The organism is Proteus hauseri (assembly GCF_004116975.1).
GTDB classification, from domain to species: Bacteria; Pseudomonadota; Gammaproteobacteria; order Enterobacterales; family Enterobacteriaceae; genus Proteus; species Proteus hauseri.
This window is the reverse complement of sequence record NZ_CP026364.1, coordinates 2,225,703-2,247,973: the sequence shown is the minus strand read 5'-3', so window position 1 is coordinate 2,247,973 and position 22,271 is coordinate 2,225,703. Positions and strand designations below refer to the sequence as shown.

The 22,271-nt window shown below is 38.6% G+C and carries 20 protein-coding genes and 1 pseudogene; 5 read left to right on the top strand and 16 right to left on the bottom strand.

The annotated features are described in order from the left end of the window. Window positions 1-306: 306 nt before the first annotated feature. On the top strand, window positions 307-1,215 hold the full coding sequence (gene rdgC / locus PH4a_RS10240) for a recombination-associated protein RdgC (protein ID WP_129039557.1): 909 nt from the start codon (window positions 307-309) through the stop codon (window positions 1,213-1,215). Between the two features lie 298 nt (window positions 1,216-1,513). On the opposite strand, the gene PH4a_RS10235 is transcribed toward rdgC, so the two are convergent. Continuing rightward, the gene (locus PH4a_RS10235) at window positions 1,514-2,215 is read right to left on the bottom strand and encodes a DAPG hydrolase family protein (RefSeq protein ID WP_129039555.1); all 702 of its coding nucleotides are present in this window, start codon (window positions 2,213-2,215) and stop codon (window positions 1,514-1,516) included. Between the two features lie 91 nt (window positions 2,216-2,306). Here PH4a_RS10235 and PH4a_RS10230 point away from each other — a divergent pair, with 91 nt between their 5' ends. Further along, window positions 2,307-2,945, top strand: a complete 639-nt coding sequence (locus PH4a_RS10230) for a TetR/AcrR family transcriptional regulator (RefSeq protein WP_129039553.1) — start codon at window positions 2,307-2,309, stop codon at window positions 2,943-2,945. A 71-nt stretch (window positions 2,946-3,016) separates the two neighbouring features. On the opposite strand, the gene yedF is transcribed toward PH4a_RS10230, so the two are convergent. The 14 genes from yedF to exbB form a co-directional block, all read right to left on the bottom strand. Next, window positions 3,017-3,259: a sulfurtransferase-like selenium metabolism protein YedF gene (gene yedF / locus PH4a_RS10225; protein WP_064718982.1), complete on the bottom strand. Its 243-nt coding sequence runs from the start codon at window positions 3,257-3,259 to the stop codon at window positions 3,017-3,019. Further along, window positions 3,256-4,482 (bottom strand): selenium metabolism membrane protein YedE/FdhT, encoded by a 1,227-nt coding sequence (gene yedE / locus PH4a_RS10220; RefSeq protein WP_129039551.1) that lies wholly within the window; start codon window positions 4,480-4,482, stop codon window positions 3,256-3,258. Before yedE ends, yedF begins: the two co-directional genes overlap by 4 nt. Window positions 4,483-4,690: 208 nt before the next feature. After that, window positions 4,691-5,710: a hydrogenase expression/formation protein HypE gene (gene hypE, locus PH4a_RS10215; protein WP_129039548.1), complete on the bottom strand. Its 1,020-nt coding sequence runs from the start codon at window positions 5,708-5,710 to the stop codon at window positions 4,691-4,693. Then, window positions 5,707-6,843, bottom strand: a complete 1,137-nt coding sequence (gene hypD, locus PH4a_RS10210; RefSeq protein ID WP_064718979.1) for a hydrogenase formation protein HypD — start codon at window positions 6,841-6,843, stop codon at window positions 5,707-5,709. Before hypD ends, hypE begins: the two co-directional genes overlap by 4 nt. Continuing rightward, complete coding sequence (gene hybG, locus PH4a_RS10205) at window positions 6,830-7,096, bottom strand: hydrogenase maturation factor HybG (protein WP_064718978.1); 267 nt, start codon at window positions 7,094-7,096, stop codon at window positions 6,830-6,832. Before hybG ends, hypD begins: the two co-directional genes overlap by 14 nt. Further along, window positions 7,087-8,250 (bottom strand): hydrogenase nickel incorporation protein HypB, encoded by a 1,164-nt coding sequence (gene hypB, locus PH4a_RS10200; protein ID WP_129039546.1) that lies wholly within the window; start codon window positions 8,248-8,250, stop codon window positions 7,087-7,089. Before hypB ends, hybG begins: the two co-directional genes overlap by 10 nt. A gap of 61 nt (window positions 8,251-8,311) precedes the next feature. Beyond that, on the bottom strand, window positions 8,312-8,812 hold the full coding sequence (hybE, locus tag PH4a_RS10195) for a hydrogenase-2 assembly chaperone (protein WP_129039544.1): 501 nt from the start codon (window positions 8,810-8,812) through the stop codon (window positions 8,312-8,314). Continuing rightward, a complete protein-coding gene (locus tag PH4a_RS10190; RefSeq protein ID WP_064718975.1) occupies window positions 8,809-9,297 on the bottom strand; it encodes a HyaD/HybD family hydrogenase maturation endopeptidase in 489 nt (162 codons plus the stop codon). Before PH4a_RS10190 ends, hybE begins: the two co-directional genes overlap by 4 nt. Continuing rightward, entirely contained in the window at window positions 9,297-11,000 is a 1,704-nt protein-coding gene (gene hybC, locus PH4a_RS10185) for a hydrogenase 2 large subunit (protein ID WP_129039542.1), read from the bottom strand. The genes PH4a_RS10190 and hybC overlap by 1 nt, the downstream gene beginning before the upstream one ends. Continuing rightward, window positions 10,997-12,178, bottom strand: coding sequence for a Ni/Fe-hydrogenase cytochrome b subunit (hybB, locus tag PH4a_RS10180; protein ID WP_064718973.1), 1,182 nt, complete (start codon window positions 12,176-12,178; stop codon window positions 10,997-10,999). The genes hybC and hybB overlap by 4 nt, the downstream gene beginning before the upstream one ends. After that, a complete protein-coding gene (gene hybA, locus PH4a_RS10175; protein ID WP_064718972.1) occupies window positions 12,165-13,178 on the bottom strand; it encodes a hydrogenase 2 operon protein HybA in 1,014 nt (337 codons plus the stop codon). The genes hybB and hybA overlap by 14 nt, the downstream gene beginning before the upstream one ends. After that, complete coding sequence (hybO, locus tag PH4a_RS10170; RefSeq protein ID WP_064718971.1) at window positions 13,175-14,302, bottom strand: hydrogenase 2 small subunit; 1,128 nt, start codon at window positions 14,300-14,302, stop codon at window positions 13,175-13,177. Before hybO ends, hybA begins: the two co-directional genes overlap by 4 nt. A 1,942-nt stretch (window positions 14,303-16,244) precedes the next feature. Next, window positions 16,245-16,673: a TonB system transport protein ExbD gene (exbD, locus tag PH4a_RS10165; RefSeq protein WP_064718970.1), complete on the bottom strand. Its 429-nt coding sequence runs from the start codon at window positions 16,671-16,673 to the stop codon at window positions 16,245-16,247. Between the two features lie 6 nt (window positions 16,674-16,679). Further along, window positions 16,680-17,681 (bottom strand): tonB-system energizer ExbB, encoded by a 1,002-nt coding sequence (gene exbB / locus PH4a_RS10160; RefSeq protein ID WP_129039539.1) that lies wholly within the window; start codon window positions 17,679-17,681, stop codon window positions 16,680-16,682. Between the two features lie 330 nt (window positions 17,682-18,011). Here exbB and metC point away from each other — a divergent pair, with 330 nt between their 5' ends. Beyond that, entirely contained in the window at window positions 18,012-19,205 is a 1,194-nt protein-coding gene (gene metC, locus PH4a_RS10155) for a cystathionine beta-lyase (protein WP_129039537.1), read from the top strand. 121 nt (window positions 19,206-19,326) lie between these two features. After that, entirely contained in the window at window positions 19,327-19,992 is a 666-nt protein-coding gene (locus tag PH4a_RS10150; protein ID WP_064718967.1) for a DedA family protein, read from the top strand. Between the two features lie 145 nt (window positions 19,993-20,137). On the opposite strand, the pseudogene PH4a_RS10145 reads toward PH4a_RS10150, so the two are convergent. After that, window positions 20,138-20,920: pseudogene (locus PH4a_RS10145) on the bottom strand (class I SAM-dependent methyltransferase). 188 nt (window positions 20,921-21,108) lie between these two features. Between PH4a_RS10145 and PH4a_RS10140 the strand changes: the two are divergent. After that, complete coding sequence (locus PH4a_RS10140; RefSeq protein WP_129039535.1) at window positions 21,109-22,266, top strand: iron-containing alcohol dehydrogenase; 1,158 nt, start codon at window positions 21,109-21,111, stop codon at window positions 22,264-22,266. Window positions 22,267-22,271: the final 5 nt, after the last annotated feature.

Here is a 22,271-nt window from a genome sequence, read left to right as displayed (position 1 = left end):
TAATTCAGAAAATCATTTCATATTATGAATAAAAAATAGCTATAAAAAGAAAGAACGTGATCATAGTCACATAACAAGTTGTACTAAAAATTTAGTAATTTCATTATTAATATTCTTAAGTAAATCAAAACAATTGAGAATGCCTATCATTTTCATAAATCGGTTTCACTAATTATTCGTTTCAGCTTTTCTTGGCATTTTTATTAAATAACTAACTGAGTATTTTCTTTTCAGGGATATTACCTTTTAGATACTCCAAACATTCAGTATCATATCGGAGTTAATTATGATTAAGGGGAATGTCAGATGCTGTGGTTTAAAAATATTTTGGTCTATCGCTTAAATAAAGAGATAGCACTGTCAATGGATGAGTTAGAACAACAGCTTGCTTCATTGGCATTCACTCCTTGCAGTAGCCAAGATATGACAAGGACAGGCTGGGTTTCACCTATGGGTGACCGAGGTGATGCTTTTATTCATGTTGCAGGCAAACAAGTGATGCTGTGCGCTCGAAAAGAAGACAAAATTTTACCCGCAACCGTCATAAAACAAGCGGTACAAGAAAAAGTAGAAAAACTTGAGGGTGAGCAAGGTCGTAAACTGAAAAAAACGGAAAAAGCCACATTAAAAGATGAAGTGGTTCATACCCTACTTCCTCGTGCTTTTAGTAAGTTTAGTCAAACCTTTTTATGGCTAGATTTAGAAAAACAACTCATCATCATCGATTCAGGTAGTTCAAAACGCGCCGAAGACAATTTAGCGCTGTTACGTAAAACCCTTGGTTCTTTGCCTGTTGTTCCACTTAATTTTAACGAATCTGTTGAGCTGAAAATGACAGAATGGGTACGCTCTGGTGAACTACCAGCAGGGTTCTCATTAATGGATGAAGCGGAATTAAAAGCGGTATTAGAAGAAGGCGGCGTTATTCGCTGTAAAAAACAAGAACTGGTTTCTGATGAAATCGCGACACATATTGAAGCGGGCAAATTTGTCACTAAGCTTTCTATCGATTGGGAAGAGCGCCTGCAATTTATGCTTTGTGATGATGGCTCAATAAAACGGATCAAGTTTAGTGAAACTTTACGTGAACAAAATGATGATATTGATAAAGCAGATTTTGCCCAACGTTTTGATGCCGATTTCGTTTTAATGACTGGTGAACTCAGTGCTTTAATTGAACGAGTCACCGAAGTCCTAGGTGGCGAAGCAGAGTAATCCAGATAAAATCACGGGTAGAACAGCCAATTCGCCGATCTACCCGCTATTAATGTTTACACCCTCACTCCCTTCATTCTTTTACTCTTTTTATTCTTTTAGCTCTTTCTATCCTCATAAATACTCTAAATAATTCGAGGTGTAGCTAGGCGACAAGTGAATGAGTCGCTAGGAGCATACAATAGTATGTGACTAGTGCGAGTGAACGTAGCCACAACGCTACACCTTGAAGTATGACGAGTATTGTGACTAGTGCGAGTGAACGTAGCCACAACGCTACACCTTGAAGTATGACGTATTACCAAGGCAAGGATCCTTTCTCCCCATTAGCATGCTCCCCATAATAAAGTGAAGGTAGGAAACGAGAAAGATAAGTAAATTCATTATAACAGTGCTGTAATAAACCAAATCCAATCTCATCAGATAACTCTGTTAGCGGATCAGCAAGTGAATTTCCTAAGTAAAAACGACTTCTTAATACACATCCCCATTGTGTATCTCGGGTTAAATGCACCATTTTTCCGTCAGTTGGATCACCGTTATTATCTATTTTTATATGCTCACCAAATCCAATCGTGCCGCAAACCGCTGCGGAAAGCGCGCCTGAATTATAGGCTTGAGTAAGTTTAGAATGATCAAAAAAATCATTGGCATCATGAAATTTAAGTTGCGCATTGACTGGAGGAATATCCCCTAAAGACTCAACAGCACTAATCGATGCACCAATATAGTTTTTTCCTTTTATCCATTTATCATCCCAACCATGATGAGCGACATGGTCATGAGGATGCCACCAGCGAATATGCTGTGAGGTTTCAAAAAAAGTAAACCACCACGCTAACATTTTTCCTTTGCAACCATGCAAATCCGTTCGAACTGCTACTGTTAAACACCCTTTTTCATCTCGCTCAAGCCCCATTTCTAGGCGCAATGGCGCTGGCAACAGTAGTTCATTAATTTCATTAACGGCCCAAGGTAAATAACGTGTTTGTTTTTTCATTGTCATACTCCAATCAATTAAGAAACGAATTATGTTTCTTAATTGTTTTATCGCTAAAGAATGATAAAATCAATAAAAAAGAGGGATTCGAATGACCGATAGCAAGATTAATCAAAAACGGGGACGTCCAGCCCGTCCTGAGCAAGAAATACGCCAAGAAATTTATCAGGCAACATTAACATTGCTTTTTCAACGCGGTTATAACGCGACAACGGTGGATGATATTGCTAAACAAGCAGGAATGGCGAAAAAAACACTCTATCGGTTTATTACAGATAAAGAAAATTTAGTAGAACAAATTGTATTATCGTGGACAGACCGTTTTATTGAAGTTTTTCATGATGATGCAAATAACTTTGATGAATTTAAAGCACTATTATCACAGCATTTACATCACATGACACAAACCGTACTTAATCATGATGCCGTGGGGTTATTTAAATTGTTGCAGCAAAATTTCCCAAGCCGAGATATTTTGATGGAGAAATATCAGCGTAGCGGAATTTTACGTGGGCGTGAGTTACTCACTCAATGGTTAAAACGCCAAGAAAAAAATAAAATTATCAACCAATACGATTACGCTACGTTAAGTGACCTATTACTGGCTATGGTTATCGCTGAGCCTTTACGTCAAATTACGTTAGGCATTATTCCCCCAGCGCCTCAATCTGATTTTACTGCGCGCATTCAACATGCTATCGCATTAATTTTGCCTGCATTAAAACCTTAAAATAATTCACAAAAAAAACAGCAAATAAGCCTAACTAACTTATTTGCTGCCTTTTAATACTATCTACAAAGTTATTTTTGAATTAAATAACGAATTGTTGGACCATCTTGTTGAATATCTAATACGGTATAACCGTAGTTTTTAGCATCAAGAGGTATGTTATTAATCGATTGAGGGCAATCACTTACCACTTCTAATATTTCGCCTTTCTTAAGTGATGGCATTGCTTCTAACGTCGCTACCGCAGGATAAGGGCAAGGCTCACCCACCATATCAAGACGATAATCAGGGATTATTGTGCTTTTCTCACTCATGCTATTTCCTTATTAATCTGGTTAGAAATTGATTGTGCCTGCTGTGCTTTTTTGCGGAAAAAGTGTTTTTCCCACCACAGTAACAACACAAATGACAGACCCAGCATAAGATAAGTCACTACTAATCCACCTACTGGCCCAAAAGTATCAAGAAGATTTATTTTGTCGTAATCTGTGGCTAATACTGCTGAGAAATCATCCCAATAATAAGCCAACAAAGTAGAACCAATAACGTTGCCTAACCCCACCCACCAAAAGTGGATTTGTCCTTCAACGGCACGATACATCCAACCTGTTTCACAACCACCCGCAAGTACGATACCAAAACCAAACAGTAACCCGCCCACAACAGCATTTGGCCCAGCCCACATAATTTTTGGTGCAGCACCTAATTGGACATAACTAAAAATACCCACAGCACTCACGGCCATACCAATAATTATCGCTTTGGCCATATGCGTTCTGCCAGTTATCCATAAATCACGGAAAGCAGAGGTAAAACAAATTTGTGCACGTTCAATTAAAATACCAAAACCAATTCCACCCAACATAGCAAAGCCGAGTTTAGGCGAATCAAAGAGAATAATTAATGACCATGCAATCATGGCAAAAAAGATAACCATGCCCAATCTAAAGCGGCGTTTTGCGCGCTGTTTATCTTGAGTTAATGGCGAGGCTTGACTTACTTTTTGTAATTTAACCGGAATACGGAAAATTGGCATAAGTGAAAGTTTAGCGCCAAAATAGGAACCAATTGCCGTTGCAACCGCGAAAAACCACGCATGAAGCGAGAATTGAGGGATCCCCGTAAAGAAAGCAGCAAGGTTACACCCCATTGCTAAACGAGCACCAAATCCGGCAATAATACCACCTAAAACGGCCTGAAGAATGCGGATTTTATGTTGAGGATGGCGAAGTTTGACGTTGTTAGCCCAAAGTGCGGCCATAATGCATCCAGCGAACATACCAATAATCATCACACCATCAATGCGTGTTAATGGCGTTCCTTCAAGGCCGATGATTTTAAAATAACCCCATTCCTCAGGGTGAGCACCAAACCATTGCATAATGTGACCACCCCAGCGAGTAAACTCACCAGTAACAGCCCAGAATGTGCCGGTTAAACCAAAGTAGTAAGTTGAAATGATACCCGCCGCAATGACTGCTGGAAGAGGCTTCCAAAAACGGATCAGGTATTGAGCTTTAAATTCTGACCAAGACATGTTTTTTCCTAGAACTTACCTCTACGAGAGACCCTCTCCACGCAGTAGGATGAGCCGAACATGTTACTACTAAAAATTTTTTAGCAAAGAGCCAGAATTAAGATAAATGACGGAAGTTTGCGTTATAGCAAACTTCCGTAACAACTAAGCAACTTATTTTATTTACAAATCAATAATACTTTTCGATTTATAAATAAGAAGAGAAAACTTAACAAATACGAGGAAGTGGTTCGTTATAAGGTAGGTCAAGAATACGGCTAGTACCAAAAATACCTGTTAAACGAATATAATTATCTGTTGTAACTTCACCAATAGCACAAGCATCTTTGCCTAATGGATGTTGATGTAACGCCTCTAATACTTTGGCCTCAGCTTCAGGTGAAACCACTAATACAATTTTACCTTCATTGGCAAAATTAAGTGCTTCTAACCCTAAGAGCTCACACACACCACGAACAGATTGTTTCATTGGTAGTTTGTTTTCATGCACATTCATACCACAACCACTTGCTTGCGAGAATTCATGCAAAATAGCCGTTACCCCACCACGCGTTGCATCACGCAGTGCTTTAATGCCATCAATATTACGTAAAGGTGCTATCATCGGCTCAAGTACCGCGCAATCACTTTGCAGATCAGCTTCAAGACCTAAATTTTCACGTAGATTAAGAATAGTTGCACCGTGATCACCAATAGTACCGCTGACTAAAATCTTATCACCCGCTTTAATATTCGATGCAGCCCAATTAATCTTAGTTGGGATCACACCAATACCCGCAGTATTAATAAAAATTTTATCCGCAGCACCACGAGGCACCACTTTAGTATCACCTGTAACAATTTGAATGCCTGCTTGCTTTGCAGCATTTGCCATTGCTGTTACTAATATTTCTAACGTCTCAAAAGGTAAACCTTCTTCAAGGATAAAACCACAAGAGAGATAGCGAGGAACGGCACCACCAACAGAAAGATCATTTGCCGTACCACATACTGATAATTTACCGATATTTCCACCAGGGAAAATAATCGGATCAATAACATAGCTATCAGTACTAAACGCTAAACGATCACCTAATGCGGTGAGATCATTTAACGATATGCGTGCCTGATCTTCTTTTTCATTAAGTAACGGATTATCGAAAGCCTTTAAAAAAAGACCTTCGATAAGTTGTTGCATCCCTTGCCCACCATTTCCTTGAGCTAAGGTTATTTCATCAGGTTGTTTCATATATTACCTTCGCGGCGATACTGATAATAAGCCGCACACGCACCTTCTGAAGAGACCATCAATGCACCCAACGCAGTTTCTGGTGTACAACTTTTACCAAACAGTGGGCAATCAGATGGTTTACAGCGCCCTGTTAATACATCACCACAACGAGATTGCGGATTATCAGCAACTTTTTGTGGTGCTGGCATAAAGCGTAACTCAGCATCAAACTGTGCATAATCTGGCGTAAGTTGAATGCCCGACATAGGAATTTCACCTAATCCACGCCATTCGCTGGTTTCTTTTAGCATAAAGACTTCTTGCAGTGCTTTTTGAGCAAGCTTGTTGCCTTCATTAGGTACAATGCGACTATATTGATTTTCAATACTTAAAACATAATTTGCATTTTCTGCTTTTGCTTTAAGTTGCTTTATGACCATCAGTATAGCTTGTAATAAGTCTAAGGGTTCAAATCCTGTTACAACAAAAGGCTTTTCAAATTCGTCACATAGCGGTTGATACGGTGTACAACCAATCACCATGCTCACATGTCCTGGAGCAATAAAACCGTCGATACGAACATCATCTTGTTCAAGTAAACAACGTAATGTAGGCACGATAGTAATATGCTGACAAAACAGTGAAAAGTTTTTCAGCCCACGTAATTTTGCTTGTTGTAGCGTCATTGCTGTACTTGGCATGGTGGTTTCAAAACCAAGACCAAAAAAGACTACTTGTTTATCTGGATTTTCTTGTGCGATTTTTAATGAATCGAGTGGTGAGTAAACAATACGAATATCAGAACCACGACGACGTGCATCAAGCATAGAGCCATTACGACCCGGCACTCGCATGGCATCACCAAAGGTACAAAAAATAACCTCAGGACGAGCCGCTATTTCTAAACAAGCATCAATCCGCCCCATTGGTAATACACAAACAGGACAGCCAGGTCCATGAACAAATTCAATTTCTTCAGGTAATAAACGGTCTAATCCAAATTTGAAAATGGCATGGGTATGCCCACCACACACTTCCATAATTTGTAATGGCCGTGTAATGGGATGAGGCCATTGTGAGATTGTTTCACGAATTTGCACTAATAATGCTTTAGCAAGTTCGGGATCACGAAATTCATCAACGTATTGCATCATCAGCCTCTTCAAGGGTGACACCATAAACATGCTGTAATGCATCAAGGGTATCTTGTGCTTCTTGTTCGTCAAGAATACTCATGGCAAATCCAACATGAATAAGCACCCATTTACCTAATAATTCTTCCGGTTCACCTTCGCATACCATTGAAATATTAACCGCACGTTTAACGCCACTGACTTCAGCCCAAGCGAGTTGGTGGACATCTTCGCCCACCTCTACAATTTTAGCGGGAACACCTAAGCACATAAACGACTCTCCAGCCAAGCCAGCCATTTTTCCATGCCTTCACCTGTTGTGGCAGATAACGCAATGATTTGAATATCTGGGTTAACTCGACGAGCAGATTCAATGCACGCATCAATATCGATGTTTAAGTAAGGTACTAAATCGATTTTATTAATGATCATTAAATCAGCAGCTGCAAACATATGTGGGTATTTCAGTGGTTTATCTTCGCCTTCAGTTACTGAAAGGATAGCCACTTTATGTCTTTCACCAAGATCAAAACTTGCAGGGCAAACTAAGTTACCTACGTTTTCAATAAACAGTACGCTGTTGTCCTGTAACCCTAATTGGTGAGTCGCATCATGCACCATTTGCGCATCAAGGTGGCAACCTTTACCTGTATTCACCTGGATCGCAGGAACACCTGTCGCACGAATACGATCTGCGTCATTTGTGGTTTGTTGGTCACCCTCAATAACCGCACAGGCTACTCTTTGCGCTAACTGTTTTAAAGTTTGCGTAAGTAATGTGGTTTTGCCTGAGCCTGGGCTTGAGACTAAATTTAAAGCCAACACATTTTGCTGTTCAAAATGTTCACGGTTATGCACAGCGATACGATTATTTTTATCCAGCACATCCATTTCAATTTTCAGCATACGTTTTTGGCTAATACCAGGAGCATGAGTTCCTGCTTCACCTTGACCATAATGCATATTTTGATTTTCGATAACTGGATTAAATTTTTCTTCATGTTCATGGTCATGATTATGCGCATAATCGTGAGTATGACTGTGTTCATGGTGATGATCGTCATCTCCATGATGATGCTCATGGACAACTTGCGGTTTATTAGGCTGAGTGTCGCTATGAAAATGAAGGTGTACATCACCACTGTTATGATAATAGTGATGATGAACAATGATAGGCTGACCATTGGTTTCGTAGTTATGTTTATGCTTTTGTTCAGACTTATCAATATATTTATGAACGGTATTTGCTGGAGCAGCGTCGTGTTCATGATGATGATCGTGACCATGATGATGATCGTGATCGTGGTGATGACCGTGGTCGTGATGATCATGGTCATGAGAATGATGATGGTGGTGCTCGTGCGAATGAGGCTCTTGACCTTCAATTCTCACATTGCCTTCGCCACAACCGCAAGTGCTACACATATTCTGACTCCTGACTATTCAATAAGAAGAATTTGACTCTGTGTCGCGTAAAATTTCTACCCTATGATCTTAACTGACCACGGAAGAGAGAACGACGACTTAAATCAACTTCTGCTACGGATTGAGTCTGAACAGGAAGAGAAAGTGCCATTTTTACACTATTTTCTGCCAACTCAACCGCCTGATCACCTTTTAAATGACGATCAAGAGGCGACATTAATGAACAAGCAAGATATTGAATACCATCAGCAAGCTCACCAACGACAAATTTAACCTGACCACAAGGCAATTCTAATGCGATGCGTTCGCCAATTTTACGTCGTGGCCACTCTTGTGAAGGCCCAGGAAACACAACTAACTCTAACATCCAAGGTGTTAGTACTGTACCTATCCATTGCTTTTCAAATAAAGTGAAACCACCCGCTTTTACCGGAATACCCTCTCTAAAAAAGGGCAGGCCTTTCATCTCTTTTTCTGCAATTTCACTAAAACAGGCTTCTAGTTGTTCGATAGGCGGTGCGTCATACCCCATGATATCCCAGCTTAATTCTAGTTCACTCATGCGGTTACCTCTTTTGGTGTTACTACAACACCATATTCACGTAAAATATTCACAACGTGTTCTAACGCGATTTCCATAGACTGATTACCAATGTCAGACAGCGACATGCTTGGCTCTAAAGAGGCTGGCTCAATCCCAACTAAAATCAGTTTACGCGGAAACTCATCCGTCATACGTAATGCCATCAAGACATCAGATAAGCCTAGTTGATGAGGCGATATTTTCTGGGTGAATAATGCAGGTACATCATCATCATGCAAAATAAAAATACTACCCGGTTTATGATTACTTCTTACCGCATCAGCAACAATCAGTAAGTCTCTTGCTGCGATATCTTGCAAGATTTCCATACCTGATGTGCCACCATCAATAACATCGACGTTCTCTGGTAAAGAGAAGCGCTCTTCGAGCGCTTCTACTATACGAACACCAATGCCTTCATCGCTTAGTAATAAATTACCAATACCTAAGACAAGAATTCGCATTACAATACCTTCACCTTACTCAGTTCTTTACCAGTCAAATCAACCATATGCACGGCGCATGCCATACATGGGTCAAATGAGTGGATAGTTCTGACAACTTCCAATGGTTTTTTCGGATCAGCAACAGGTGTGCCAACCAGAGATAACTCATATGGACCCGGTTCATCATTAAAGTTACGAGGACCCGCATTCCATGTAGAAGGAACGACTGCCTGATAGTTAGTGATTTTACCGTCTTTGAAAACAATCCAGTGAGAGAGCATACCGCGTGAGGCTTCTTCAAAACCAACACCACGATATTCTTTACCCGGTTCAAACTCTGGCTTAATAAATGCAGTGGTATCACCACGGCCAATATTATCTACCAGTGATTGCCACAAGAAGTTTAGAGAATCTTGTAACACACACGCATGAACAGTACGTCCAATAATGCGTCCCCAAGTTGACTCTAACTGCTCATTAACCAGTGTTTCACCCGTTAATTTAGTATAGATCCCATTGATTTCATTGTAGTGTTTAACAGTCCCTTCATGCTTACCTGCTAAACCACATACTAACCATGCTAACGTACCCACTTCGACAGGTTTGCCGTAGAATGTAGGTGATTTAACCCATGAGTATTTTTCGTTCTCATCCCAACCTGTATATTTAGGACGAGTCAAACCTTCCCACGGTTTTAATGGTTCATCATCTTCATACCAAGCATGCTTACCACTTTCTTCAATACCGTCTTTTAGGTTTTCATCTTTCCAGTCTTTGATTGGACGATACGTTGAGAAATCAACGCCTTCCATATAACCACCAGAAAGTAAGAACTCTGTATTGTTACCATTAATAGGTAACTCTGGCACAGATAAATAGTAGTTAGCACCTTTACCAATTTTTAGCCACTCTGGATAGTAAGCAGCAAAAATCGCGGTATCGACTTTATAAACTTGCTCAATAAAATCGCCAAGATTATCGATAAAGTGTTTCACATACATTAAGCGTTCTAAGTTAAGAACACTTGGCGCATCAAGGTTAATTGGGTTAGCAACGCCACCCACTGCCAAGTTTTGAATGTGTGGTGTTTTACCACCCAGAACCGCTACGATACGGTTTGCATCACGCTGGCATTCAAGCGCTTGCAGATAGTGAGCTACCGCAATCAGGTTAACTTCTGGCGGTAATTTCATAGCTGAGTGACCCCAGTAGCCGTTAGCGAAAATACCTAACTGACCGCTGTCCACCAGACCTTGAATTTTCTTCTGAACTTTTCTGAACTCTTCAGCAGAGTTTAGTTGCCACTGAGAAACACCTTTCAGCATTGCTGACGCTTTTTCAGGATCAGCTTGTAATGCTGAAGTAATATCAACCCAGTCCATCGCAGAAAGCTGATAGAAGTGAACGATATGGTCATGAAGAATGTGAGAAGCCAGAATGATGTTACGGATATACTGCGCATTGACAGGAATATCCATCCCTAAGGCATCTTCAACTGCACGTACTGAGGCTATGGCGTGAACTGTCGTACAAACACCACAGATGCGTTGCACGATAATCCATGCATCACGAGGATCGCTTCCTTTTAGGATCTCCTCCATTCCGCGCCACATGGTACCGGAAGACCAAGCCTTAACAACTTTTCCGTTATCAATTTCACAATCGACGCGTAAATGCCCTTCAATACGGGTAATAGGATCAATAGTAATGCGTTGGCTCATGATTTAACCTCAGCCTTTTTTAATTGTATATTTGAGTCTGTTTGTGCTGGTAAAACCGGCAGTAAACGGATAATAAGAATGTAAGCTGTCACTTCAAATGCAACGAAACCAATAGAAATCAGCAATTCACTTGCTGTTGGGAAATAGTGGTAACCATTGCCTGGATTGTAAGCAACTAAAGAATAGTTCATACGCCACATTGCTGCGCCAATTAAGATAAATACAGCACAGACAAACAACATTCTTGGACTACGGCGATTGTTATTTAAATGCATCAGAATAAGAGGAAGTAATAATAATGCACTTTCAGCGATAAATAACCACGAGAACATATCCCCATTGGCGATATAACTCAGTTTACCGTTCCAAATTACCTCACCCCAGCGACATACCAAGAAAGCAATCAATAACACTTCAATCACTCTAGTTAACTTGGTAAATAGTGGTGTTTCATCATCATTCATAGTGCGACTTGCTTTTAGCAAAGAGCCTTCAAAGATAACGATAGTGAAACCAAGGAGAAAAGCGGTCAGCAAAGAAAACAGAGGTAACATCTCATACGATTGCCACAATGGATGTACTTTCCAACCCGCTGAAATCATTAATGATCCCATTGAAGATTGGTGCATAGTTGGCAGCAAAGCCCCAAGACCAATGATAAAGAACATCGCTTTGTTGAGACGTTTCAACGACACTTTCCAACCTAAACGTTCTAATAACGCAGGTAAGAATTCTAATGCCATCACCATAATATAGATGGTCATACAGGTCGCTGTTTCAAACAACACAGAGTTGACGTTAAAGTACTGAGGCATAAAGAAGTGAGGCATGTTCCAGTAACGACCGATATCAATGGCGATAGATAAACCACCTAATGAATAGCCGAACAAGCTCGCTAATAATGCAGGGCGCACTAATGGATGAAATTCCCCTTTATTAAAGACATAAACCGCCCATGCAAGTGCCCAACCGCCACATGCAAAGCCTGTTCCTATCAATAAGTCAAAGGCAATCCAGATACCCCAAGGGTATCCCCCATTCAGATCGGAGACATCACCCAGACCTAAGACTAAACGCTTACCAATAAGAATAAAACCGAGCACAGCAAGCGGAAGGAAAACTCTCACCGCGAGAGTAAATAGCTTACCGCCAAGTGGACGAGGATCATGACTCGACATCGTTATCCTCCTTGTGGTGTTCCTGCTCTTGTTTTTTACTATTACGGTTAACCAAATAGGTGATCCCTGCAAGGGCTGCTATTGGTAATACCATGCCTTTATAAAGCGTATGTTGGATATGTTCAGAACGCGCACCTGTTGATAATGGATCAACTTCTGGCATTCCTAATTTGTCAAAAGGAACAGCAGAAAGCACCATTACCTGAGTACCACCACCTTCAAACTCACCATAGATATGATCCTGATATTCTGGGATCTTATGCAGATAAGTATCGCCACCACTAATGGTTTGACGGGGATAATGATATTCATCACCTGCTTTTTTCGCTAAACGACGTTTAGCTTCTTCAAGCAGCTCTTCACGAGTACCGAAAATAACCGCACCTGTAGGACAAACTTCAACACAACCCGGTAATAAACCTTTATCCAAACGCTCTACACCTTTTTGGTTGCAGAGTTCACATTTATAAAGCTTACCGAAGGGATCATCGTAGTCATATTTAGGAATGTTATAAGGGCATCCCACCATACAATAACGACAACCTGTACAAATATCCGCGTGATAATGAACGATACCGGTTTTTGGATCTTTGGTTAATGCAGAAACAGGACAAACAGAAACACAGTTTGCATCAACACAATGCATACATTGCTTCTTAATAAAGGCATAACCGTTTTCAAGTTGGTCTTTATTATCACCTGTGCCATCACGCCAAATTTGGATAATGTTATTTGTGTAAGGACTTAGCTTGTCATTGTTTGACCAAATCGGATCACCATTAGCGTAAGTATCACCACGCTCCATAGGTTCCGGATGATTAATTTCCTGACATTTTGTGACACATGCTTGACAGCCTACGCAAAGTGTAGAGTCATAGAGCATACCGAGAGACCCAGGAATTGGGGGACGGTTCTGCGCCGCAGCATGACTCACCGTGGGTGCCATTCCCGCAAGAAGAACCCCACCTGATGCCAGCTTAAAGAAATGACGCCTATTCACCGTTTATCCTCCTGTGAGGCTGCTCCTGTGGCATTTTTGTCACGGCCTAATTGACGCACAGCCATCACACTCACACCCGCTACTGCCCCTACAACTGCACCAAGTAAACCAGCCGCACCGTAGGATACGCCACCACCTTCTTTCGCATTCACATCAGGAACTTGTGCTTTTGGTGTTGGTTGATAAACATTCGCTAATTGGAAAATACCTTTAGTAAAGCCGATACCTTCTTCGTTACAGCCATAGCAAGGGTGACCAATACCGACAGGCCAAATGCCCCCACCAATATCACAGAATTCTAGTGTTGGGCAGTTACCGTAAGTCTCAGGCCCTTTACAGCCTAAGTGATATAAACACCAACCTTGGCGGTGACCTTCATCACCAAATTCTTTAGCAAAACGACCCGCATCAAAATGAGGACGACGTTCACAGTTTTCGTGGATCAGTCGCTCATAAGCAAAAAGCGGTCTGTTTTTGCTATCTAACTTAGGCAGTGAATTGAAAGTAATAATATGAGCCACAGTCGCTAAGAAGTTATGTGGGTTTGGTGGACATCCTGGAATATTAATAACCGTTTTACCCGGTAAGATTGCTTCCAGTGATTTTGCACCAGTTGGGTTACCTCCCGTTGCCGGTACACCTCCCCAAGCAGAACATGAACCAATAGCAATAATCGCAGCAGCCCCTTCAGCGGCTTCTTTAATATGCTCAATAATTGGTTTTCCAGCGACCATACAGTAAATGCCACCATCTTTGTCTGGGATTGACCCATCAACAACGAGAACGTATTTACCTTTATATTTCTCCATCGCATTATGCTTGTTCTCTTCGGCTTGCTCGCCAAAAGCAGAAGAAAGCACTTCGTGATATTCGAGTGCGATAACATCAAGAACGAGGTTTTCTAAAGTTGGGTGAGTCGCTCGTAATAAAGACTCAGTACAACCAGTACACTCTTGCGCACCAATCCAGATAACCGGTGGTCGCTCTGATGATGCCATTGCTTCAGACATTTCTGCGGCAGCTTTGCCGCTTAATCCCATGGTAGCTGACAACGCAGCACACAATTTCATAAAATCGCGTCGGTTAATACCATGATGGGAAAAAACATTATTCCCCAAGGCCATATATCTCTCCTGATATGATGATTTTTAATTGGAATAATTTTAAAACACCGCCTTTTTAACACTCCGTCATAATAATGACTTGATCATTATCAATCGATAATTCATTAAAAAATAAATTACTCCTTTATGTGAGTAAAAACGTTTCAGCAATATAAAGTTCAATCTATATTTTTTATATATTACGTCATTTTAAATTTATTTATTCTCTATTTAGTAATGATAAAAGAAATGTGAATAATTCTCATTATCTAAATAATGATTAACCAATAATATTTTAAATCATTAATAATCAACAAGATAAAAACAAACCAAAAAATAAACAAAATTTAAGACAATATATTTAAAATAATACAAAATTAATAATTCATTATTTTTACTTTCTAATAATTTTTATTAAAAAAATTTTTTAATATATTTTTTAATTATAATGGTGACTCTTATTTTCATATTATCAACCTTTACATTACATTATAAAAAATGTTAAAAATTGCATTTCATAAACAATAAATCATTACATTAATATATTTAATTTCAGCTTATACCCATTACTAATTTAACAAACCTTTTATAGTTATTAATTTTTAACCACTATTTAAATGATTATATCTTAGTCACTTATCAACCTATTTTTTTTATCATTTTTCATGTAGTTATAAGTATATTCACTTTTGGAATAAGGATATTTCTCTGTACAAAATCGCTATAAAATTAAATACATATTGATGAGTGATAGTGATATTCATTTCTTATTATTCATAATTGCTAATTAGTATTTATTGGTAATTATTTCAAAGCGTTACTTTATAACATATCGTATCTATAATAAAATTAACCTGAATAAATTTTCATGTTAAATCCTTGTTATTGTTATGGATAAAAATTATTCAATTTATCGTCTAATAATGACTAATTAGAGCGCATATTCATTTTTTGTGAGAATAGATAAAAAAAATGACCATAAATCTAAAAAGTAAGAGGATCACTTTGTTAAGAATTTGTAGTCGTCTACCGACGATGAGCAGTTAAAAGACGATAAATAAGCACTTAGATAAGCGAGAGAAAGGGGTTTAAAGATAATCGAGATAAAAGATATTTGTTTTTGCCCTATCGCAAACAAACGCGTTTTAAACGCTGAAAAGAGTAATAAAGAATATCGATGAAATAAAAAATAAAAAAAGCCATAACACCAAAGTGTTATGGCTTTTAAATTTATTAAAATAATAAAATGCTATGTGTAGTTCTCTGCCTTTCACGCTTTATTTTACTTATCTCTTATAATAAATAAGAGATAATTTGATAAGTGGAAATTTCCACTTATCGGAAATTAGAATGACTGAAAACAACGGTCTACCTGGTGTAATAAAAAAATAAGTTACCAAAGGTGGATAACTTAGATAATAAACAAATTTGGCGTATTAATATATTACAAGATGTTTCATTCTGTAACATGGAGGCATTATATCCAATAAGAATTTTTGCGCAAGTTTTTTTACACCTAAATCAAATGGACACAAAAACATTATTTTTCATGTGGTTATAGCACAATTCACTTTAAAACAAAGAATATTAATGAAATAAAAAGTGAAAAAAAATGAATAGTTAATAAATATTAATGTTCTTTTAATTGAAATAATCGTAACTACTTAGTATTAATTGATTCAGCTTATAATCTCACGATTAACTTAATTAATGAACAACCATTAAATTTAATCTATATGTTATTAGCATCGCTTAACACTAAAGCTAAATTTTATTCTATCTCAAATTTCAATTTAAATTAATAACAGCCTAAATAGATAAATCATCCTATTTATTTAATCAGATAAATAAAAAAATATGGAAAATAAGATAATAAAAAAGCATCTTATCCAATCTAATTTAATGAATAAGATGCTTTTTTTATCAATTTTGTCAGCTTAATTAGTGTATTACTTCTTACTAATTAACCTCCCGCAGAGACAGTTTCCATGCCAACAAGCCCCACTTTGAGATAACCCGCTTTTCTTAGCGAATCCATTGCACTCATCAGTGTCTCATAATCGACTGTTTTATCGGCTTGGAAAAAGATAGTGGTGTCTTTATTTGCCTGCGTTAATGTGTCTAGCACATTTGCAATAGTCTCATGCGTAACCATCTCTTCACCAATAAATATTTGTTTGTCTGATTTAATGGTCAGATAAACAGGTTTTTCAGGACGAGGTTGTGGTTTTGCACTTGAAGCCGGCAAGTTCACTTTAATATCAACGGTTGCTAACGGTGCAGCAACCATAAAGATAATGAGCAGAACCAGCATGACATCAATAAAAGGCGTCACATTGATATCATGCAATTCATTATCATCACCTGAATCATCACCAAGACGCATTGCCATAATTCATTACCTTGCTTTGCTGTTTTCAATATCTAAGTCACGGCTAACTAATGTGACAACCCCAGTTGCAATATCACCAATTTCACCACGGTAACCAGCAATCATACGAGCGAAGATATTGTAAATAATAACGGCAGGAATAGCCGCGATCAGACCAATTGCGGTTGCTAATAAAGCTTCTGCAATACCCGGTGCAACAACCGCTAAGTTTGTGGTTTGAGAGTGAGCAATACCAATAAAGCTATTCATAATGCCCCAAACGGTACCAAACAGACCGATAAAAGGAGAAATTGCACCAATTGTTGCAAGATATCCATTACCACGACCTAATTCACGAATGATTGCAGCAACACGACGTTCCATACGCATTTCAACTCGTTCTTTAATGCCTGCGGCAACTTTACTCTCTTTAGAATACTCACGTTCTAGATCAGCATCGGTAAAGAAATCAGCACTTGCGCTTTTATTACCAAATTTTTTACTAATAGCTAACGCATCATCTAATGATTTTGCATCTAATAATTGTGCTGTTTCATTTCTTAAACGACGACGAAGTGCTAATAAATAGCTGCCTTTCGCGAAAAAGAGTGCCCAAGTCACAATAGAAGCCAGCAATAAACCAATCATGACACTTTTAACGACTAAGTCAGCATTACGATACATACCCATAACAGAAAGATCTTCAGCAAAGCCACCACCAGCAACCATTTCAGGTTGTGCTTCTGGGGTTGCATTTTCTACGACAGGGGTTACTGCCGTCGTATTTACACCTTCGGTTACTGGTGTTTCAGACCCAGTTGCTTTTATTTCACTACCTGTTGTCGCAGTATTAGCCGTATTTTCTGTTGTAGTTGCTACAGTATTAGTTGTAGCTGTTCCCTGTGTAGAAGCTGTTGAAGAAACAGCAGCAGTTGTTGGCTGTTCAGTTGGTGTGGCAGGTGTTGTATCCGCAAAAGCAGAGCCTGTCAGACCGATTGCCAATAGAATAGAAGCTGTCAAATTACGCATCAGTTGGCCTTTTACTCTCTTTTTTATCTATTTATATATTCAGTAATGAAGAAAAATGCTTCATTACTTACCCAAAATCGTTCGCTTGCCATGAGCCTGTTTGCCATCAGGAAAGAGAAAACGCTCAAATGATATCAAACATGAAGCATTTTGATAGTAATTATCATTACTATTTGGCTATTTTTTCTCATTTGTTTATTTTTAAGACAATCTATCGTCATTTTACGTAACATGAAATTTTATCAATTGCCTTGATTCCCTTTTGTACTTGTACAAAAAATGCATTAACGTGAGACAAACACATCATCAAATTAAAAGAAGGTATTAAGGATGACGCTAAAAAAATCAGAAACCTCACTTATTCTTTCTGGACGAGCTAAAAAATATTCACAATCCGCCGTAAATCCGATTATACAACGAACTTCATCGGTAATTTTTGATTCTGTTGCGCAAAAGCGTGAAGCAACCAAAAAACGTGCTGAAGGCACACTTTTTTACGGCCGCAGAGGTACTACGACTCATTTTGCATTACAAGAAGCCTTAACTGAGCTAGAACAAGGCGCAGGTTGTGCGCTCTTTCCTTCTGGTGCTGCTGCGATAACACAATCTATACTCGCTTTTATTAAACCAGGGGATCACATTCTGATGACAGGTTCAGCTTATGATCCAACACAAAATTTCTGTGATCAGATCTTAGGTAAGCTATCAGTCACTACCACCTATTTTGATCCCTTGATAGGTAAAGAGATCAGCCAATTACTACGCCCTGAAACTAAAATTGTATTTCTTGAATCGCCCGGCTCTATCACAATGGAAATACAAGATTTACAATCCATAGTAACTGCTGTTAGACAATATAATCCCGATATTATTATCATGTTCGATAATACATGGGCGGCTGGTTTATTACTCAAACCCATCACTTTTGACGTTGATATTTCCATACAATCAGCAACCAAATATATTATTGGTCACTCTGACGGAATGCTGGGATTTGCAGTAGCAAACGAACGTTGCTGGGCTCAATTACGCGAAAATGCCTATTTACTTGGTCAATGTTGTGACCCTGATACCGCTTATATTGCAGCTCGTGGCTTAAGAACCTTATCCGTAAGAATGAAGCAACATGAACAAAGTGGTTTAGAAGTTGCTCGCTGGTTAAAACAACATCCATTAGTCGATAATGTCTATCATCCTGCACTTTCATCTTGCGCTGGCCATGAATACTTTCTACGGGATTTCACTGGCAGCAATGGGCTATTTTCTTTTAGTTTAAAGAAAATCTTAAATACGGATGATTTTGCCCTCTTCTTAGATAATTTATCATTATTTAAAATGGCATTTTCCTGGGGTGGATTTGAATCGTTAATTTTAGGCTACCATCCAAATGATATTAAAGCGATGCGCCAATATCACTCACAACCTGAATTTAATGGCACTCTTTTCCGGGTGCATATTGGATTAGAAAATGTCGATGATTTAATTGAGGATTTAGCGCAAGCATTTATACGTATTTCTGATTAAATAATGAATTTTTTATTAAAAAAAAGCTATCCCTGTGGTTTCACAGGGATTAAATCAAACGATCATTTTTTTTTTGCGTTAGAATAGTTGCTATAAAGTCCTTTTTTATGCGAGTTCGCGAATGGATACATTAAAAGAGATAATCCACGCACTATTGCAACATGATTATATGGTGCTTGCTGATCCAAATATAATGTGGGTTATCTATGTTGTACTTTTTATTATTATTATGCTGGAAAACGGTATTTTACCCGCCGCTTTTTTACCAGGAGATACACTGCTTGTTCTTTGTGGTGCGTTAATAGCCAAAGATGTTTTACATTTTATTCCAACCATAGCCATATTAGGCACCGCCGCAAGCGTCGGAAGTTGGCTTGGCTTTTTACAAGGGCGTTGGCTAAGTGATACAAAGATCGTTAAACGTTGGATGTCACAGCTACCAGATCAATATCACCAGCGAGCCAACGAGCTATTTCATCGCCAAGGTTTATACGCGCTATTAATTGGTCGTTTTATTGCCTTTGTGCGAACTTTATTACCAACACTCGCTGGTTTATCAGAGCTAGAACAGCGACGTTTTCACTTATTTAATTGGATAAGTGGATTTTTATGGGTAGGTATCATTGTTTCGTTAGGCTATATCTTAAATCAGATCCCTTTTGTTCAAAAACATGAACAATTGGTCATGAATATTCTAATGATAATACCTGTCGTATTACTTACTGCGGGGCTAATTGGCTCTATTGCAATGTATATTAAGCATCGTCGTAGTAGCGCAAACAAATAAAAAATACGCCATTATGTTAGTCAGTCATAATGGCGTATTTTTATTTAATTCATCATCAAAAGTTCAGTTTTTCATCAGTTTTTCTCCTATCAAATTAATATCTAATCAAAAATCCGTTTATATTAATAACTATCATACTCTCACCTTAAAGCTTAATTGCCTTTGAAGCCAAGAATGTCGGAATATAACTATCAACTAAAAAACGCACATGAGGAGCAAAGTCTTCAACAAACTCTTGTAATAAGAAACCAGCGGTTAATTGCCCACCGATTAAATCAGTTAAAGAGTGACCAAATACCAGACAGTCACCTCTTGCTACTTTTTCTTGCAGAATATCTGATGGTAATGAATTTTGATCACTATAAGGCAAGCGATAAGCAAGTCGCATTAATCCTTGAGCTCGCAATTCAGGATCCCTATCATCGACAAATACAATAGGATTATAAAAGCTGGCCATCAACACACCACCTTTTTTCAATACACGGTAACACTCTTGCCAAACAGGATTTACATCAGGCACATACAAATTAGAAATGGGATGAAACACAATATCAAAGCTTTCATCAGCAAAATCGCTTAAATTTGCCATATCACCTTGTGCAGTAACCAAATTTAATTGATATTTTTCTGCTAATTGTCTGTCTTTACTTAATTGCCCTTCTGATAAATCAAAAACTGTCACTTGTGCACCTGCAGCAGCTAAAATAGGCCCTTGTTGCCCACCAGCAGAGGCTAAACAAAGTATTTTTTTACCTTCAATATCGGTTAACCACGATGCTTTTACCGGGGTAGGTGTGAGATGTACTTTCTAATTCCCTTTTTTAGCAGCCATAATTTCTTCATCGCTGACAGGTTTAGACCACTGATTTTCCATCGCAGCTTGATTATCCCAGTGAGCTTGGTTTAATTTTAAATAATGATTTGTCATATATCTCCGATAAATTAAAAGTAACTTATAATTAGTATTGTGTTTATCATTGAGAGAAAACACCAATACTCTCATTTTCACAATCTTATAGTTATAGTTTTGTCACTATTATCCGTCTATATACAGAGAAAAATTTTTTACTTATTTATTGTCATATCACACACCAAAAAAACAAGGTGAAAACTATAATGCAAAACTTTACTTATTACTCACCAACACGTATTCATTTTGGTCGAGGACAAATAGACAAACTTCGTACTGAAATTGCAAAAAGTGAAAGAATTTTACTCACTTATGGTGGAGGTAGTATTAAACGAAATGGCGTACTAGACCAAGTTTATACAGCGCTACCTGGTTATCAAATTCATGAGTTTGGCGGTATTGAGCCAAATCCCTCATATGAGACCTTAATGAAAGCAGTCTCATATGCTCGCTATTATGGCATTACACACTTATTAGCCGTTGGTGGTGGTTCTGTTGTTGATGGCACTAAATTTATTGCCGCGGCAGTACCTTATCAAGGCGAGCCTTGGGAAATTGTCACTAGCCGCGGGAACGTGGTGCAAAAAGCCCTGCCATTAAGTTGTGTGCTAACACTTCCGGCCACAGGTTCAGAAACCAATAGCTTCTCTGTTATTAGTAAAAAACAGACAATGGATAAACAGAGCTTTGCTAGCCCTTATGTTTATCCTCATTGCGCAATTTTAGATCCTACAACCACGTTTTCATTACCACCAAGGCAAACAGCTAATGGTGTTGTTGATGCTTTTATTCATATATTAGAGCAATATCTCACTTATCCAGTGAATGCTCGTGTACAAGATGAATATGCAGAAGGTCTTTTACGTATTTTAATTGAAGAAGGCCCTAAAGCGTTGGTATCACCAACAGACTATGATATTCGTGCTAATATAATGTGGACAGCATCACAAGCGCTTAATGGCATCCTTGGTGTAGGTGTCCCTCAAGATTGGGCGACCCATGCATTGGGACATGAACTTACCGCTTTACATGGTCTTGATCATGCCCAGACTCTCGCCATTGTTTTACCTGCCCTACTCAATGAAAAACGCCAGGAGAAATACCAAAAGCTTATCCAATATGCACAGAAAGTCTGGGGAATTCACCAAGGTTCTGACGCTTTTAAAATTGAAACTGCAATTAACGAAACTCGAAAATTTTTTGAAATTATGGGACTTAGAACTCGACTGTCTGATTTTAAAATCGGCGAAGCGGATATCCCAGCCTTAGTGCGAAAACTGCAAGAACATGGTCAAACCGCACTAGGTGAACATCAAGATATCACCCTTGAAGTTAGCCAACGGATCTATACAGCGGCGATCTAAGTACT

Excerpts from the sequence above, each read along its gene's own strand:
- PH4a_RS10140 (WP_129039535.1), top strand. The coding sequence starts at position 21,109 with ATGCAAAACTTTACTTATTACTCACCAACACGTATTCATTTTGGTCGA.
- rdgC (WP_129039557.1), top strand. The coding sequence starts at position 307 with ATGCTGTGGTTTAAAAATATTTTGGTCTATCGCTTAAATAAAGAGATA.
- hybE (WP_129039544.1), bottom strand. The coding sequence starts at position 8,812 with ATGAGTGAACTAGAATTAAGCTGGGATATCATGGGGTATGACGCACCG.
- hybB (WP_064718973.1), bottom strand. The coding sequence starts at position 12,178 with ATGTCGAGTCATGATCCTCGTCCACTTGGCGGTAAGCTATTTACTCTC.
- hypB (WP_129039546.1), bottom strand. The coding sequence starts at position 8,250 with ATGTGTAGCACTTGCGGTTGTGGCGAAGGCAATGTGAGAATTGAAGGT.
- hybC (WP_129039542.1), bottom strand. The coding sequence starts at position 11,000 with ATGAGCCAACGCATTACTATTGATCCTATTACCCGTATTGAAGGGCAT.
- PH4a_RS10230 (WP_129039553.1), top strand. The coding sequence starts at position 2,307 with ATGACCGATAGCAAGATTAATCAAAAACGGGGACGTCCAGCCCGTCCT.
- yedF (WP_064718982.1), bottom strand. The coding sequence starts at position 3,259 with ATGAGTGAGAAAAGCACAATAATCCCTGATTATCGTCTTGATATGGTG.
- hypE (WP_129039548.1), bottom strand. The coding sequence starts at position 5,710 with ATGAAACAACCTGATGAAATAACCTTAGCTCAAGGAAATGGTGGGCAA.
- PH4a_RS10190 (WP_064718975.1), bottom strand. The coding sequence starts at position 9,297 with ATGCGAATTCTTGTCTTAGGTATTGGTAATTTATTACTAAGCGATGAA.
- exbD (WP_064718970.1), bottom strand. The coding sequence starts at position 16,673 with ATGGCAATGCGTCTTGGTGATGATTCAGGTGATGATAATGAATTGCAT.
- hybG (WP_064718978.1), bottom strand. The coding sequence starts at position 7,096 with ATGTGCTTAGGTGTTCCCGCTAAAATTGTAGAGGTGGGCGAAGATGTC.
- hypD (WP_064718979.1), bottom strand. The coding sequence starts at position 6,843 with ATGCAATACGTTGATGAATTTCGTGATCCCGAACTTGCTAAAGCATTA.
- PH4a_RS10235 (WP_129039555.1), bottom strand. The coding sequence starts at position 2,215 with ATGAAAAAACAAACACGTTATTTACCTTGGGCCGTTAATGAAATTAAT.
- metC (WP_129039537.1), top strand. The coding sequence starts at position 18,012 with ATGACGCTAAAAAAATCAGAAACCTCACTTATTCTTTCTGGACGAGCT.
- hybO (WP_064718971.1), bottom strand. The coding sequence starts at position 14,302 with ATGGCCTTGGGGAATAATGTTTTTTCCCATCATGGTATTAACCGACGC.
- yedE (WP_129039551.1), bottom strand. The coding sequence starts at position 4,482 with ATGTCTTGGTCAGAATTTAAAGCTCAATACCTGATCCGTTTTTGGAAG.
- exbB (WP_129039539.1), bottom strand. The coding sequence starts at position 17,681 with ATGCGTAATTTGACAGCTTCTATTCTATTGGCAATCGGTCTGACAGGC.
- PH4a_RS10150 (WP_064718967.1), top strand. The coding sequence starts at position 19,327 with ATGGATACATTAAAAGAGATAATCCACGCACTATTGCAACATGATTAT.